Annotated in this window: 11 protein-coding genes; 2 read left to right on the forward strand and 9 right to left on the reverse strand. The window is 57.9% G+C overall.

Going from position 1 to position 16,707, the window contains the following annotated elements; translation table 11 throughout:
- The first annotated feature begins 966 nt into the window (after window positions 1-966).
- Window positions 967-1,947 (forward strand): 6-phosphofructokinase, encoded by a 981-nt coding sequence (gene pfkA / locus IEX77_RS08015; protein ID WP_188808464.1) that lies wholly within the window; start codon window positions 967-969, stop codon window positions 1,945-1,947.
- Between the two features lie 126 nt (window positions 1,948-2,073).
- Here pfkA and rpoN read toward each other — a convergent pair whose 3' ends face one another.
- From rpoN to IEX77_RS08055, 8 genes are all read right to left on the reverse strand, one after another.
- A complete protein-coding gene (gene rpoN / locus IEX77_RS08020; protein WP_188808465.1) occupies window positions 2,074-3,528 on the reverse strand; it encodes an RNA polymerase factor sigma-54 in 1,455 nt (484 codons plus the stop codon).
- 50 nt (window positions 3,529-3,578) lie between these two features.
- Entirely contained in the window at window positions 3,579-4,154 is a 576-nt protein-coding gene (locus tag IEX77_RS08025; protein ID WP_044115833.1) for a cob(I)yrinic acid a,c-diamide adenosyltransferase, read from the reverse strand.
- A gap of 52 nt (window positions 4,155-4,206) precedes the next feature.
- Window positions 4,207-5,016 carry an MBL fold metallo-hydrolase gene (locus IEX77_RS08030; RefSeq protein ID WP_044115832.1) on the reverse strand — a complete coding sequence of 270 codons (810 nt, stop codon included), beginning with the start codon at window positions 5,014-5,016 and terminating at the stop codon, window positions 4,207-4,209.
- A 31-nt stretch (window positions 5,017-5,047) separates the two neighbouring features.
- Entirely contained in the window at window positions 5,048-6,133 is a 1,086-nt protein-coding gene (locus tag IEX77_RS08035) for an asparaginase (protein WP_009432866.1), read from the reverse strand.
- 643 nt (window positions 6,134-6,776) lie between these two features.
- Window positions 6,777-9,302: a TonB-dependent receptor gene (locus IEX77_RS08040; RefSeq protein ID WP_188808466.1), complete on the reverse strand. Its 2,526-nt coding sequence runs from the start codon at window positions 9,300-9,302 to the stop codon at window positions 6,777-6,779.
- A 227-nt stretch (window positions 9,303-9,529) separates the two neighbouring features.
- The gene (gene fabD, locus IEX77_RS08045) at window positions 9,530-10,417 is read right to left on the reverse strand and encodes an ACP S-malonyltransferase (RefSeq protein WP_009432871.1); all 888 of its coding nucleotides are present in this window, start codon (window positions 10,415-10,417) and stop codon (window positions 9,530-9,532) included.
- A gap of 48 nt (window positions 10,418-10,465) precedes the next feature.
- A complete protein-coding gene (locus IEX77_RS08050) occupies window positions 10,466-11,920 on the reverse strand; it encodes an aminoacyl-histidine dipeptidase (RefSeq protein WP_188808467.1) in 1,455 nt (484 codons plus the stop codon).
- 39 nt (window positions 11,921-11,959) lie between these two features.
- Window positions 11,960-12,991 (reverse strand): lysylphosphatidylglycerol synthase transmembrane domain-containing protein, encoded by a 1,032-nt coding sequence (locus tag IEX77_RS08055; protein ID WP_188808468.1) that lies wholly within the window; start codon window positions 12,989-12,991, stop codon window positions 11,960-11,962.
- A 131-nt stretch (window positions 12,992-13,122) separates the two neighbouring features.
- Here IEX77_RS08055 and rsmA point away from each other — a divergent pair, with 131 nt between their 5' ends.
- A complete protein-coding gene (gene rsmA, locus IEX77_RS08060) occupies window positions 13,123-13,926 on the forward strand; it encodes a 16S rRNA (adenine(1518)-N(6)/adenine(1519)-N(6))-dimethyltransferase RsmA (protein ID WP_188808469.1) in 804 nt (267 codons plus the stop codon).
- A 395-nt stretch (window positions 13,927-14,321) separates the two neighbouring features.
- Here the strand turns inward: rsmA and IEX77_RS08065 are convergent, their stop codons facing one another.
- Window positions 14,322-16,601 carry a GH92 family glycosyl hydrolase gene (locus tag IEX77_RS08065; RefSeq protein WP_188808470.1) on the reverse strand — a complete coding sequence of 760 codons (2,280 nt, stop codon included), beginning with the start codon at window positions 16,599-16,601 and terminating at the stop codon, window positions 14,322-14,324.
- Window positions 16,602-16,707 lie beyond the last annotated feature (106 nt).

The raw sequence follows: 16,707 nt of genomic DNA on the forward strand, positions 1-16,707 counted from the left end.
TTCATTTCCCTAAACGTTTGTTACTACACTTCTGTTTGTCAATATCAATTATCTCAAAGATCTCTTAAAGTCAAACTTCCCGCGTCGCCGCAAGGCTGTTCGTTTCTTTTGCGAGTGCAAAGGTAAAGCAAAGTTTTCACTCCACCAAATCTTGAGCGAAACTTTTTCGTTACCACTCTCGATCTAAACCCTGTCATTCGCTGCTCGTCCGCCTGACTTGCGACTGCAAAGATACAGCAATTTCCGCCGAATATCCAAATCCAAGTGCAAGATTCTGCGCACTTTCTCAAGAGGAGGATCCTCTTCGCGCGCGTACATTATATATAGTAAGATGGAGGAAGTCACATCCCGAGGAGCATAAGTCTCGCTGATAAGGGGAGGGGACCTCTCACGAGAGGGGTGATATCAACCTATATAGATCGCTGGGCTAACCTATATTGAGACTGCAGGCGAGAGTCCTGTCCCTACTTATTATGCTAAGGCATCGCGCACTCAGCGCCCCGATATACCTCTCCGAAGCGATACGCAAGCTCTTCGCCTTATCGCGCGTATTTCTCTTATCCAGCGGAGGAAAAAGTGTCCTTCTCGTGAAGAAAAAAGCACCTTCACATAGTGGTTTTTCCGCATCTATGCACGTAGTCTTAAAGACCAGGCACGTCAATCCAAATATCCACGTACGTAGATTTATCGTCCACGCACGTAGCCCAAACTTATCTGCCACTCGTCCACAACTTTTATCCTTACGCGGAGCAACAGTTTCATATTGGTCGCAGCACGAACCTATATAGATTCGCACCACCCCACCATAGCGCTTGGATGAGGTCGCTTATATCAAGCTACATTTCAAGACGATACACTCACGCTCACCACAGGGAGGCATAAGGGTAGCATATCGGGGTGAGAATTGCAGTACCTTTGCTGGTAGAAGAATTGGTATAAGATTGCTTTGAAATAAGAACAGCAACTATGGCTACAATCAAATGTATAGGGGTACTGACCTCTGGCGGTGATGCGCCCGGCATGAATGCCGCCATCCGCTCGGTCACCCGCACAGCTATCTACCACGGCATCCGCGTCAAGGGGATCTACCGCGGCTACAAGGGACTGATCACTGGAGAGATCGAAGACTTCGAGACACAGCACGTGAGCAACATCGTCCAGCGCGGGGGTACGATCCTCAAGACTGCACGCTGCCCAGAGTTCTGCACGCCCGAAGGTCGCGCCTTGGCCTATGAGACGATGCGTACCCACGGGATCGATGCCCTCGTCGTCATCGGTGGCGACGGGTCGCTCTCCGGTGCACGTGAGTTCGCCGAAGAGTTCGATATCCCCATCGTTGGGCTTCCTGGCACGATTGACAACGACCTCTACGGCACCGACCTCACGATCGGCTACGACACGGCGCTGAACACCATCGTCTCCGCCGTGGACAAGATCCGCGACACCGCCTCCTCACATGATCGCCTCTTCTTCGTCGAAGTGATGGGGCGTGAAGCTGGCTTCCTTGCCCTCAACGGCGCTATCGCTTCGGGAGCAGAAGCTGCGATCATCCCCGAGTTTGCCTTCGAGAAAGACCAGCTCGCTGAGACGATCGAGAACGGCTTCCGCAAGACGAAGAATAGTAGCATCGTGCTCGTCTCCGAGAGCGAGAGCACGGGCGGGGCGATGAAGGTCGCCGAGCGCGTGGAGAAGGAGTACCCACAGTTCGACGTGCGTGTCGTGATCCTTGGGCACATCCAGCGCGGGGGCTCACCCAGCGCACAAGACCGCATCATAGCCAGCCGCATGGGTGTCGCCGCCATCGAAGCCCTCCTCGAGGGGCAGCGCAACGTGATGATCGGGATCGTCAATGATGCCCTCGTGTACGTGCCCTTCTCGAAGGCAATCAAGAAGAACAAGCCCATCGACACGGACCTCGTCGAGGCCCTGCGCATCCTCTCGATCTAAGGGAAGGCCTCCCCTACCCTCGCACGCTTCACCGAAGAAGCGGGAGAAACAAAAGCACGAGCGGTCGCAAAGCAATAGATGCTTTGCGACCGCTCGTGCTTTATGCGTAATGGGAGGGTGCGGGACTTACAGCTCGCGACGCAGACGCGCCACGGGGAGACGGAGCTGCTCACGGTACTTCGCCACGGTACGACGGGCGATAGGATAGCCCCGGGCAGCAAGGAGCTGGGTGAGCTGCTCATCGGAGAGTGGCTGACGCTTGTCCTCACCTGCGATGAGTTCGGCAAGGGCTTCGCGGACCTCACGGGTGGAGACGCTCTCACCTTCGTCATTCAGGATGCCTTCGCCGAAGAAGAACTTCAGCATATAGACTCCGTAGTCGGTCTGCACGGACTTGCTATTGCTCACACGTGAGATCGTACTGATATCGAGGCCTGTAGCCTCGGCGATATCTTTGAGGATCATCGGACGCAGGGCCGACACCTCTCCCGTGAGGAAGAAGGCACGCTGGTGCTCGACGATGGCGGTCATCGTCTTGCGCAGGGTCTCCTCACGCTGATGAATGGCATCAATGAACCAGCGGGCCTGCTCGACCTTGTGACGCAGGAAGGTCATCGCCTCACGGCTCTGACGCGAGCCATCACGCTGATCCTTGTGCTGCTCGAGCAGGGCAAGGTAGGTGGGACTTAGGCGCAAGGGGGGCAGATCTCGCTCACCGACAAGCGAAATCAAGAGCTCGCCATCACGCTCAGTGACGATGAAGTCGGGGGTGATGTGCATAAAGCGCCCTTCGCTATCATCGCCGTAGCCACCAGCTGGCTTGGGGCTGAGGTGCGAGATGAAGGCGTAGAGCTCGGAGAGGCGCTCCTCGCTCACACCGAGTGCCGCACATAGGCGGTCGAAGCGCTTATTGACGAAGTCGTCGTAGTGATGCTCGATCATACGCTGCGCCTCACGGTGCAGGGGGTCAGCTGGCAGGCGCTCGATCTGCAAGAGGAGTGACTCTCTGAGGTCGCGTGCACCGATACCAGCGGGATCCAGCGTCTTCACCAGACGGATGAGTTCGGCGATCTCTTCGGGCGTGACGGAGAGGCCTGCCTTGAAGAGCAGATCATCCTCGATCTCCTCGACAGAGCGTGTCAGATAGCCGTCGTCGTCAATATTCCCGATGATGTAGCGTGCGATCTCGCGGCGCGTCCCCTCCAGCGGAGTGACGAGCGCAAGCTGCTCCATCAGATACTCATCAAGCGAAGGGGCACCAGCTGCGAAGGGGATCTCTTCGCGGACCGACTGGCGCTCTTGTAGCTCACGGAGCTTGTAGTCGGGGATATCATCCTCGGTAGCGTATTCTCCGAGCTCCCAGTCTTGGTCGTCGCTATCGGAGGACGTCGGCTCTTCGTCGGAGCCATCTTGCTGGGGCACATCGTCGTTCTCTTCGAGTGCGGGGTTCTCCTCCAGTTCACGCTCGATACGTGCCTCCAGCTCCAGCCCTGTGAGCTCCAGCATCTTGATGGCTTGGATCTGTGCGGGCGTGAGCGAAAGCGATTGGTCGAGCTTCTGCTGCTGAGTGAGCTTATTCATCGGAGGTCGGGAGCGAAGAGGATGAGAGAAAAGGCAGGTAGAGATACGGGCTACAGGTCTTCGTGGTCGTAAGTCCAGACGATCTCCTCACCATTGATGCGGAAGACCTCCTTACGTGCCAGGGCGAAGAAGTAGTCACTCAGGCGATTGACGAAGCGCAGGACATTCACATCCAGCGGCGTCTCGCTATTGAGACGGTAGATGATGCGCTCGGCACGACGGCAGACGGTACGGCAGACGTGCGCAGCGGCCGTGATCGCTCCACCCGAGGGGAGGATGAAGGCCTTGATAGGTGGCACCATATCGTCAAGGCGGTCGATCTCACGCTCGACACGTGCCACGGCGCTCTCAGTGACGGAGGTCACGGTGTGCACATCGTCCTGCGTGGTGTCAGTAGCGAGGTAGCCACCGACGGAGAAGAGCTTGTGCTGTAGCCAGAAGAGGAACTTCTTATCCTCCTCCTCGAGCTCGTGTGCCAGCAACACGCCGACGAACGAATTCAGCTCATCGATCGTGCCATAGCTCTCCAGACGGATGTCGTACTTGGGCACGCGCTGCCCACCGACCAGGGAGGTGCGGCCCTTGTCGCCGCCCTTGGTATATAGCTTATACTTCTCTGTATCCATAGTGATAGGGGTAAGGCGGGGGTGATGTACCCGCTCTGTAGAGGTAACAGCGCTAAGGCTCTAAAAGATACATCGGCGAAGCAGTCGTGCGCTTCAGTGCCGTGAGCGAGAGGTCCTTGCCCACGCGAATGCCCTCGGCGAAGAGGCGCTGCTCGACGGTCTTCCAGCAGAGATCGGGGTGGTTGTTGTCCTTACTCAGGTGGCACAGCCAGACGTTCTTCATACCCGTGTGATAGACACGAGCGAGGAGTTCGGCCGCCTCATCATTGGAGAGGTGCCCCTGCGGCGAGGCGACACGCCCCTTGAGGAACTCAGGATAGCTCCCACTGCGTAGCATCTCGGGGTCGTAGTTCGCCTCGAGTACCACGTGGTCTGCACGGCCGATATAGTCGGCGATATCGTCAGTGACGTGGCCGACGTCGGTAGCGAGCGTGAAGCGGAAGTCGCCCTTCGTGATGTGGTAGCCCACGTTCTCCGCGCTGTCATGCGGCACGGGGAAGGGCTCGATAGTGAAGCCTGCTACGGTGAAGGGTTCGTAGATCTTGATCTCACGGCGCGAGGGGCCGATAGGGTCCTGCACGAAGCGGCTATTGGCTATGCTGTCGTGCACCAGCCGCGTGGCATAGACGGGCAGGTGATAGACGCCCCCGATGACCCCGACGGTACGGATATGGTCGGCGTGGTCATGCGTGACGATGACCCCGTGGATGGCTCCGCCGTCGAGGGGGATGCCTTCAGCCTTGAGGGTCTTGGTGATAGTGCGGATAGGGATCCCCGCATCGATGAGGAAGCCCCCCGCTTCGTCTCCTATGTAGTAGCAGTTCCCACTGCTCCCACTGGAGAGGCACATAAATCTTATCATTCGTGGATCTGGGTGTAGATACGTGTCGCCTCTATCGGCGATAGATGGAGATCTCGCGGGAGAAGCCCTCCATCTCCTGATCGAGGCTCATCTCTCCGCGCAGAGGGATGGCCATCAAGCGGCTGACCTCCTCGCTGCTGAAGCCCTGACCGAGGAGGTACATCAGCTTCGTCAGTGCGGCCTCGGTCGTGGCATCACGCCCGCTGACCAGCCCGATCTTCTCGAGGAGGACGCCCGTCTCGTAGCGCGTCATATCGACGTAGCCCGTGACGCACTGCGTGACATTCACGATGACGACACCGCGCGCCACAGCGGCACGGAGCGCATCGAGGAACCAAGGCATCATCGGCGCATTGCCACTGCCGAAGGTCTCCATCACCACCCCGCGCAGCGAAGGCACGGAGAGGACGGCTTCGACGACCTCGCGTGTGATACCAGGGAAGAGCTTCAAGACCGCCACATGAGGGTCGAAGTACGGGCGCACCGAAAGCGTACGCCCCACATGAGCGTTTGCGATGACGGCGTCGTGGTAGCGGATCTCGATACCGGCATAAGCCAGATGGGGATAGTTGTACGACTCGAAGGCGCTGAACTGATCGGCGCTGATCTTGCTCGTGCGGTTGCCACGCATCAGATAGTTCTCGAAGAAGAGCGATACCTCAGGCACACGTGGGCGGCCTGCTTCGTCACGCGCTGCAGCGATCTCGATAGCCGTGATGAGGTTCTCCTTCCCGTCCGTACGGAGCTTCCCCACGGGGAGCTGTGAGCCAGTGAAGACGATAGGCTTAGCGAGCCCCTCGAAGACGAAGCTCAGTGCCGAGGCGGTATAAGCCATCGTATCGGTGCCGTGGAGGATGACGAAGCCGTCGTACTTATCGTAGTTCTCCTCGATGACACGAGCCAGCTGCACCCAGTGCTCGGTAGTGATAGCCGAGGAGTCCAGCGGTGGCTGAAACTCCACGCTGGAGATATCGCAGCCCAAGAGGCGCAGCTCGGGGACGTTGTCCTGCAGGTAATTAAAGTCAAGGGGTTCGAGAGCACCCGTCTCAGGGTTCTCAAGCATCCCGATCGTCCCTCCGGTGTAGACCAAGAGGATAGATGCGCGTGGTGCAACCATGTTGTAGTGTAGTTGTAAGCACATTAGCGGGGCGAAGCAAAGCCTTTTCAAGCCCCGTCGCCCCTATGTTTATTCTCTACAGACAAAGATAACAATAATATACCGCCATTCGGCTTCTTAGCGGGGCTCTTCTTTGGGCTCGCAGGGGAGCGGAATATAGGATGGTGAAGAAAGCTATATAGCTTTGTGATCGATTCCTATATAGCTTTGTGAAGTGACCTCTATTAGGTTGTTGCTCCGTGTAGGGATAAAAGTTGTGGACGAGTGGCTGATAAGCTTGATCTACGTACGTGGATCTAATATCTACGTACGTGGATATTAGGACTGACGTGCCTGGTCTTTAAGACTACGTGCATAGACAGAGGAAAGCCACTACGTGAAGGCGCTTTTTTCTTCACGAGAAGGACACTTTTTCCTCCGCTGGATAAGAGGAATACGCGCGATAAGGCGAAGGGCTTGTGTATCACTTCGGAGAGGCGTATCGGGGAGCCGGGCGTGCAATACCACTCTAAATAGAGGGCAGGACTCGCGGCAACAGTCTCCGATGACGAGCCAATAGGAATAGGCCAGATACAGCATCCCCCGCTATGCACCCTACACGAGGGGCATAGCGGGGGACGGGGAGAGGAAGTGACAAGCAGCCTTAGAAGCGGTAAGTCGCTGAGAGGCTTAAGTTGCGTGGAGAGCCAGGGAAGGAGCGCAGACGGTCGTAGCCCGAGACGTAGTAGCGCTTATCCAGCAGGTTATTTGCGTTCAGCTGGAGCTGTACATCGCGCACCTTATAGTAGAGAGCTGCATCGAGGAGGACATAGCCAGGATAGGTGACTACATTGGCACGGCGGCCGACCTGCCCGAGGCGCTCACTCACACCATGCACACCGAAGCCGATACCAAGGCCTTCAAGTGCACCTTGAGGGATGACGAACTTCGTCCAGACGTTTGCCGAATGACGGGGCGTACCAGGACGCTGCAGGTTGAGGTCCTTCGTCCCATCAGCGGCCTTAGTGATCTCAGCGACATTGTAGCTGTAGCTGGCCATCACGCTCCAGTAGGGCAGGATCTTCCCAGTGACATCAAGCTCTACGCCTCGCGAGAGTTCTTCGCCGATGGGCACCATACGGTTGGGCTCACCCGTGATCCCCGCATTGTAGAGCGTATTGCGCTGGCGGAGGCTGAAGAGGCTGAGCGTCGCCGTGAGGCGGCTATTGAGGTAGTCGCCCTTCGCTCCGATCTCCCACAGCTCACTCTGGACGGGGTCAAAAGGACCACCCGAAGTGGGATCACTCTGTACAGAGACGGCCTGCGGCTCGAAGCCTCGTATCCATGTAGCGTAGACATTGGTAGAGGGCGTGATACCATAGACCAAGCCTACACGTGGAGTGAAGGCATGCTGGTGCGTGCGGGTCTTCACGCCCTTAGCATCCTGCACGACGTCGGTGAACCACTCTATGCGAGCACCGAGGAGGAGCTGCAGACGCTGCCATGAGAGCTGCTCCTGCAGATAGATCCCATTGGTGTACTGATCTGAGGGGCGTACGGCCTTCGACTCGTAGATGTACTTCGTGACGTCTTGATACTGATTGCCGACGGTGGAGTTGAGGTCGAAGGCAGGGACGTTCGTACGTGGGTTGCCGTCCTTATCCAGGAGGTACTTAGCGATATCCGCCTTCTTGAAGGTCTTCGCCGTACCACCGTTAGCTAAGAGGTAGCCGCCTGCCTCGATGTAGGACGAGCCTGGAGCCAGCTGCGTATTGAAGTGGTCATAGCCCAGGAGGAGCTTGTGCTGGACGGCTCCCGTAGCGACATTCCACGTCAAGTAGTTATTGAAGGCGTGATTGCGGAAGTTGCGGAAGCGCTTCGTGACACGCATCAGGACGAGGGCGGGGTCATCCGTGCCGTCCGCCTTTTTGACGAAGGCATTATCCTGCGAGTGCTCCATCATATCCTCACTATAGGAGGAGTAGAGGTAGGTGCTATTGAAGAGGAGCCCCTCGGCGATCTGATGCGAGAGAGCGAAGGTCAGGTTCAGCGTCTGCTCACGCAGATAGTCATTGGCTGCCGACTGCGTAGAAGAGATAGGGCGGGAGAAGAGATCCCCATCGCCAAAAATCGCGACACCACGGTCGAGCTTCCCCGCACTGCTGGTGTACACCAGGTCTACATTGAGGCGAGTACGATCTGAGGGCAGGTAGGTGATCGAGGGGGCTACGATCTGTGTCGTGAGCTTCTGCAGATCACGGAAGGTATCCGAATTCTCATAGCCGAGATTGAGGCGGTAGAGGAGTGTCTTGCGCTCATTGAGCGGGCCCGTGAAGTCGGCATAGGCGCGACTTGTATTGAAGCTCCCAGCCGTCAGCGATACCGAGCGACGGGCTATATTGAGGGGCTTCTTCGTCACACGATTGATGACACCACCTGGGGCAGCATTCCCGAAGAGGGCGGAGGCAGGGCCCTTGATAACCTCAACGCGCTCGATATTCGCCAGCGACGACTGGCGCCAGAGACTGGTCTGTGCGCGCATACCATTGAGGAGGTTGCCCGAATTGCGGTTCCCCGTAGCACGGAAGCCACGGATCGAGAAGTCATTGTAGAAGGAGTATTGGTTGATGCCGCTGATGTTCTTCACCACCTCGTTGACGGTGATGGCACCTTGGTCCAAGACAAGCTCCTTCGTGACGTAGCCAATGGACTGCGGGACGTCTCGCAGGAGCGTCGCTGTCTTGGTCCCAGCGAAAGAGAGCGCATTGCGATACGACTGCTCACGGCGACCGATGACGTCGACGGTAGGCAGTGCTTGCTCGCGCTCATCGAGGATGAAGTGTAGCTCTTCACCCGTCGTCCCAGCCTCTCCGAGGGAAAGGAAGCGGCGCTGTGTGATATAGCCCATCGCCTGGATGATGATCGGTTGGCGACCCGCAGGTAGGCCATCGAGGGCGAAGCGTCCCTCCTTATCGGCATGAGCAGTAAGGCGAAGCAGTGGATCCCCTACGGCGATGACCGCTCCTTCGACAGGAGCGCCATGGGAGTCGGTGACACGACCACGGAGCTGTGCTGCAGTAGGCGTCGCAGCCTTAGTAGAGAGGGTATCTGGGGTAGCTACGGGCAATAGCGTCTCGCCTCGAGCTGCAGTGCTCCACACGAGCAGCCCCAGGAGTATACATTTCTTCATTGACGGATATACAATTGGTGAAATTAGGGAACGGATGTAAATGCCATACAAAGGTATAGCGCACACGAAGTGAGCACAATACCTAAAAGTGAGTATTTCACGGCCCCCTATCTCCCCACTGCTGGGGTACTCCGTAGCACCGACATAAAGCACCGCCGCCCGGCCGTCTCCGTGAAGGGAGAGGGCCGGGCGGAGGTCTATTGGGGGGTATAGAGCGGAGGCGGAGCTTACTGCTTACCTTCGGTCTCTACTGCGGGAGCGATCTTCTTGACCAGCCCCTGAAGGACAGCACCAGGGCCTACTTCGACGAAGCGCGTAGCACCGTCAGCGACCATAGCCTGTACGCTCTCCGTCCAGCGTACGGGAGCCGTCAGCTGAGCGATGAGGTTCTTCTTGATGCCGTGCGTGCAGTTGACAGCGTGGGCTGGTACATTCTGATAGATGGGGCAGCGAGGTGAGTGGAACTCCGTAGCCTCGATAGCTTCGGCGAGCGCGACGCGAGCAGGCTCCATCAGAGGTGAGTGGAAGGCACCACCGACGTTGAGGCGCAGAGCACGCTTAGCACCAGCTTCCTTGAGGGCTTCGCAAGCGCGGTCGACAGCGTCGACATCACCCGAGATGACGAGCTGACCAGGGCAGTTGAAGTTGGCAGCGATGACTACCCCACCCTCGATGGTCTTGAGGATCTCGACGACCTTCTCATCGGGCAGACCGAGGATAGCAGCCATCGTACCAGGGTTAGCTTCGCAAGCCTCCTGCATAGCCAGAGCACGCTTGGAGACGAGACGCAGACCGTCTTCGAAGCTCAGCGCACCAGCAGCGACGAGTGCGGAGAACTCACCGAGAGAGTGACCAGCGACCATATCGGGCTGGAATTCGTCACCGAGGCAGAGCGCACGGATGACGGAGTGTAGGAAGACCGCGGGCTGCGTGACCTTCGTCTGCTTGAGCTCTTCATCCGTACCAGCGAACATAATGTCCGTGATGCGGAATCCGAGGATATCGTTGGCCTTCTCAAAGAGCTCCTTGGCTAAGGGATGATTCTCATAAAGCTCCTTCCCCATACCCACGAACTGGGCGCCTTGGCCAGGGAATACATAAGCTGTCTTACTCATTTACTAAATTCTTCTTGTGATGATATACTTAGGGTCTTGGTATGCGAATTAAATCAGCTCCAGCGCCTTGACGAGGACCTTCCAGGTGCGCTCGACAGAGGCGATGTGCACCTTCTCGTCAGGAGAGTGGGGCGAGCGAAGGTCAGGACCGATGGAGATCATATCCATATCAGGCATGACGCCCTGGATGATACCACACTCCAGCCCTGCATGGACGACAGTGATCTCGGGGGACTTACCCGTGACCTCTTCGTAAGCGCGGCGCATCGTCTTGAGGACGGCGGAGGCAGCATTGGGCGCCCAGCCGTTGTAGGCACCAGCGAACTCGACCTCAGCACCGGCCAGATTCATCGCACTCTCGATCTGAGAAGCGACGTATTCCTTGCGGCTCTCCGAGGAGCTACGCAGCATGAAGGTAGCGGTGAAGGTACCGTCGCCGACGAAGATCTTCGCCATATTCGTAGAGGACTCTACGATGCCAGGGAAGTCGGTGAGCATGCTCTGCACGCCATTGATGCACGCATCGAGGGCGCCGATGACGCCGTCCTGGATCTCTTCGGGGATGACCGTCTTCGGTAGATCCGTGCGCTCAAGGCTGAGGCTGATGCCGTCCTCGATATTCTTATACTCCGTCTGCAGAGTGTCGAGGAAGTCCGAAGCGAACTCCCACAGGCCGTCAGCCTCTGCTTCGGGGATGGTCACGAGCGCGAAGGCTTCGCGAGGGATCGCATTGCGAGCTGAGCCCCCTTCGAGGTGCACGAGGCGAGCGCCGTAGCTGGCGATAGCCTCCTTGAGGAAGCGTACGAGCTGCTTATTAGCGTTGGCACGGCCGAGGATGATATCCATACCCGAGTGACCTCCGCGCAGCCCCGTCAGGCTGATGCGCACAGCGATATCCCCTTCGGGCGTGGGCTCCTGATCCTTGTACTCGAGCTTGACGTTGACATCAAGGCCACCTGCACAGCCAGCGAAGAGAAGACCTTCGTCCTCGCTGTCGAGGTTGATGAGGATATCTCCCTTAGAGAAGCCAGGCTGTAGGCCGTTGGCACCGACCATACCGACCTCTTCGTCTACGGTGAAGAGGGCTTCGAGGGGGCCGTGCTTGAGGGTATCGTCGGAGAGAACGGCCATCATATAGGCTGCGCCGATACCATTGTCTGCGCCGAGCGTCGTATCACGCGCCGTCACCCACTCGCCATCGATGTAGGCATCGATGGGGTCCTTGGTGAAGTCATGCTCGATGTGGCTATTCTTCTGGGGCACCATGTCGATGTGGGCCTGCAGGGTCACCACGGGGCGTCCTTCGAGGCCAGGAGTAGCAGGCTTGCGGATGAGTATATTGCCCGTAGCATCATGCTGAGCCTCGAGGTTCAGACGCTTTGCCAGAGCAAGGAGGTACTCTTGGACCGCCTCAGTGTGGAACGTCGGGCGGGGGATCTGTGTGAGATCATAGAAGTAGCTCCACACGTGAGCAGGAGACAGGGTCTTGATTTCAGCAGCCATAGTCGATTCGTTCTTAAGATGAATAATGGATAGTTATGCTCAGCGCACGCTCGCAGCTGGTGCGGTGCGTCTGCGCGTGTAGTGTCTATTGATGATGGGAAGAGCGATGATCGCGATGAGGCCCACGAGCGTGATCCACAGCGTCTGCGCTGTGTGCACGATGAGGGCGAAGTCCTTCGCAGGCTGGGTAGCCATACCAAAGGTAGTGAAGGTAATGATGACCGCAGCATGCCACGCCCCCATACCCGCCTGGACGGGCACGATGACCGACATACTACTCATGGCGAAGGCGATGCTTGCCACGGAGAGGGGAAGGTCGCGCGTAGCCTCGAAGGCAAAGAGCGCGAAGTAGAAGTAGCAGAAGTACCCGATCCAGATGAGGAGCGTCAGGAGGAGGAAGCGCCCACGATGTGGCATATAGCGGATGCTCATCATCCCGTCCCAGATATGCAGGAAGAACTGTGCGATACGGCTCCCACGGCGGTAGCGCAGGAGCCAGATGAAGCCTCCGAGAGCGAGCAGCCCGAAGGCCACCAGCACCACCGACCACGGGGAGTAGATGAAGGCGCGGAGTGAGGCCTCCAGCTCGGGGTGGGAGGCGAAGTAACCGATGAAGAAGTCTGTCGAGCTGAGGATAATGCCGAGGAGGATCAGCCCCAGCATCGTCACGTCCGTCAGGCGGTCGACGATGAGTGTACCGAAGAGCCCAGCGAAGGGGATGTCCTCACGGCGCTCCATCTCTACGCAGCGCCATACCTCACCCGAGCGAGGTATCCCCATGTTCACCGTATAGGAGCCAAGCACCGTGCAGACGGCATTGATGCGCCGTGGAGGTGCTTCGCCAGCGGTGAGCGGGCGCACAAGGAGCTCCCAGCGCAAGCCTCGGCAGAGATTGCTCATGAGTCCAAAGAGGAGGCTGAAAAGGAGGATGGGATAGTTGACCCCCGTACGGAGGGTCTCCTGCAGCTCGTGCCAGTCGGTATCACGATAGAGGCCATAGAAGCCCAACCCACCGAGGAGCAGTGGGACTACAATCCAGAGGATGGACTTAAGGGTAGGATGGATCTTCATTCGACACACACCCACTCGAGAGGCGGGCAAAGCTCGAGGCTCGGCACCACGCAAGGGAGTGTACTCTAATAGCTCTTAATAAATTGTACTACTTTAGTATAGCAAATGTAATAAGTTTTTAGTTATCTCCCATGCAGCAAGTTAAAGCCAAGAAGGCGTTAGGCCAACATTTTCTCACCGATCTCTCTATCGCCGAGCGCATCGCCGACAGCATCTCCAGCCACCGCGATCTGCCTGTACTTGAGATCGGTCCTGGCATGGGAGTACTGACCCAATTCCTCCTGGAGAAGGGCTACGACACGCACGTCATCGAGATCGACACCGAGTCAGTAGCCTACCTCAAGGCGCATTTCCCCGCGCTCGAGGGGCGCATCATCGAGGGTGACTTCCTCAAGATCCCCATCGAAGACTACTTCCCTGGCGACACCCCCTTCGCCCTCATCGGCAACTACCCCTACAACATCTCCTCGCAGATCTTCTTCCGTATGCTCGACTACCGCGAGCGCATCCCTTGCTGCGCCGGTATGCTCCAGCGTGAGGTCGCCCAGCGTCTGGCGTCTCCTCCAGGCAACAAGGACTACGGCATCCTGAGCGTCCTCCTGCAGGCATGGTATGATGTAGAGTACCTCTTCACCGTCGATGAGCACGTCTTCAACCCGCCCCCCAAGGTCAAGAGTGGCGTCATCCGCCTCATCCGCAATGAGCGCACCGACCTCGGCTGCTCCGAAGCCCTCTTCAAGCAGGTCATCAAGACGGGCTTCAACCAGCGTCGTAAGACCCTGCGCAACTCACTCAAGGCGCTCTTCGGAGCCGACTACGCGGGCTACACGTCAGAGATCTTCTCCAAGCGCCCCGAGCAGCTCGGTGTCGAGGACTTCGTCACACTGACGCGCCTCCTCGAGGAGCATCAGGCGCAGGCCGCTGCTAAGGCGTAGCATTTACACGACACGATAAAGCGGGCTCAGATGATAGTCATCTGAGCCCGCTTTCGTATCTCTATTCGTCACGCTTGGGAGCCGCATTCTCCATCCTTATAGTGAAGGGTGGCACGAACCCATATTGGTCGGTAGGCGAACTACTACTGGTCAGCGATCGGACCAGTAGTGGTCACGATGCGAAGCAGTACTGGTCGATATTAGTTACCAGTACTGGTCACTTCGTCGACCAGTACTGGTTCACCCAAAGACCTCCCAAAGGGGGCATTCTGAGTTACGCCTTCTCGCGCACGGAGTATCGTGTGAGTGAGGCAAATAAACGATCGCTCCCCCACCCCGTGCAGCTGTGGCACGAGGCGGGGGAGCGGTATGACTTTTTAAGAGCAGTGCGCGGTCTATTCCGTCAGCTCGACGCGCTCCGCAGAGGGAGGAGGCGTAGTCGCACCCCAGCTCTTATTGGGGCGAGAGCCCATGGTGAAGACGAGCTTGCCACCGGCAGCCAGATCGCTGTGGCGAATCCAAGGGCGATCGAGGGGCTTGCCGTTGAGCGTAGCCTTCTGGATGTACTTGTTCTCCGAGGAAGCGCCTTCCGCCTCGATGACGAAGGTGCGCCCCGAAGCCAGACGCAGTGTCACCTTCGAGAAGAAGGGCGTACCGATGTTGTACACAGGTATCCCAGGGGTCACGGGGTAGATACCCATCATAGAGAAGACCACGAAGGCTGTCATACCACCACCGTCTTCGTCACCAGGCATACCCATCAGGTCGCCACGGAACCAGGTGTCGATAAGCTTACGCACCAGACGCTGCGTGCGCCAGGGAGCACCAGCGTAGTTGTAGAGATAGGGGATGTGGAGGCTGGGCTCGTTCGACATAGCGAACTGCCCGACGTTCCCCGTCTGGTCGGGGAGTTTGCTGTAGAACTCCCACTTCGACATGCTGAGTGGTGTGCGCAGGGTCTCGTCCAGACGCGCGATGAAGCGCTCGCGACCGCCCATCAGATAGATGAGGTCAGCGGGGTTGTGCTGTACGTCCCAGCGGTAGGTGTAGGCATTGTTCTCATCGTAGTAGTCACGTGCACCGAGGCCACCAGAGAGCTCATAGTTGAAGGGCTCGATGAAGCGACCCTTCTTATTCTTGGGGTGGAAGAAGCCCGTATCGTAATTGAAGAGCTTGCGGTAGTCGTAGGAGCGACGCAGGTAGTCCGCACTCTCCACGTCGTGGCCGGAGAACTTCGCCAGCTGCGAGAGGCACCAATAGTCGTAAGCAGCAGCGAGGCTGACGGCGACACTCTGACGCTTCTCCCACAGCGTCACCTCGGGGACGGTCTCCTTCTCCCCGATATCCAGACCTGGGAAGTAGCCTTCCTTATCCATAAACTCCGAGAGTACCCCCTTGGGGCGGCGTGTCCAGGGCAGGTAAGACTTCTCCGCCATCGTCTTCTTCGCTGCTTGGTAAGCAGCACTCAGGTTGAAGCCCGAGAGCCCCTTAGCATAGGCATCAGCGAAGGTGGCGATGGTATGCGAGCCGTTCATGCGGTGCGTGTCACCCGTGACTTCGGGGAAGGTAGGCAGCCATCCCTCGGGGCTCTGCTCGGCCATACGGAGGTAGCTCGTGAGCATCTGCTGCTCCTTCACAGGGTCGAGGAGGATGCGTAAGGGGTGCGCAGCGCGGTAGGTATCCCACAGCCAGTCGTCGGTGTAGAAGGGTACGCCCTCGTCATCGTGGACCTTCTTGTCGAAGCCACTCCAGTAGTGGCCGTCCTCCGAGAGGCAGATCATACGCTCATAGGTGCGGTAGAGGGAGGTGTAGAAGACACGGCGCTCCTCAGGAGTACCGCCCTCGATCTCGACCTTATCCAGGGCCTTAGACCACTCGTTGCGCCCGTACTTAGCGACGATATCGACCTCGAAGGACTGGATCTCCTGCTCGACGTTGCGCTTAGCCTGCTCAACGCTGATGTATGACACGCCGTAGCGGAGGGTCACGCCCTGCTTAGCGAAGGAGAGGCAGAGGGTATTGCCACGTGCCACGCCATCGACCGTCGCGAGGCGGCCCGTGAGCGTATCACGGACGAGGCGCTCCGTGGGCTCTGCATCCATCTCAGCATAGAGATAGACACGCGTAGAGTCCTCGAGCTGCTGGTAGCCGAAGAGGTTCTTCCCCGAAGCGACGAGCTCCCCATCGGGCGTAGAGAAGACAAGGTGATGGCCTGCCTTAGCCCGCTCGAAGTTGAACTGATAGATCGCACTGCGGTACGAGGGAGCATAGCGCACACGCACCTCGGGCTCCAGCAAGGTCACCTCATAGAGGTAGGGACGGACGCTCTCGCTATCGTAGCTATAGCGTGACACCTCGGGGAGGCTATCGGCGAGGGCACTCAGCGGACTGATAGCGAAGGCCGACACACCACGGTGCGACGTCAGGATCACCGGGAGGCCTGCGATCTGCTCAGAGGCATAGTCCGTACGCTGCGGATGCACACGCATCATCCCATTAGGCAGATGCACTGTGGGGAAGGTGGGCACAAGGAGATGGCTAATATTCCCTATGTAGGGGTCTACATAGTCGATCGGGTCAAGGCTCTTTGAGCGACCAAGACCCGCCGAGGAGCAGCCTACCAGTACGAGGCTGAGCAGGAGGCCCGCCAGGAGCGAGCGTGTCTGATGATGCATGGACGATAAATGAAACTTGGGAGGACAGCCCCCTATAGACGAGATGCCTTAGCACTCACCTGCAGGGCATATTCTCCTCAAAGATAACGAAAAAGCCCCATCTATC

This window comes from Porphyromonas pasteri, from assembly GCF_014647755.1.
In the GTDB taxonomy this organism is placed as follows: domain Bacteria; phylum Bacteroidota; class Bacteroidia; order Bacteroidales; family Porphyromonadaceae; genus Porphyromonas; species Porphyromonas pasteri.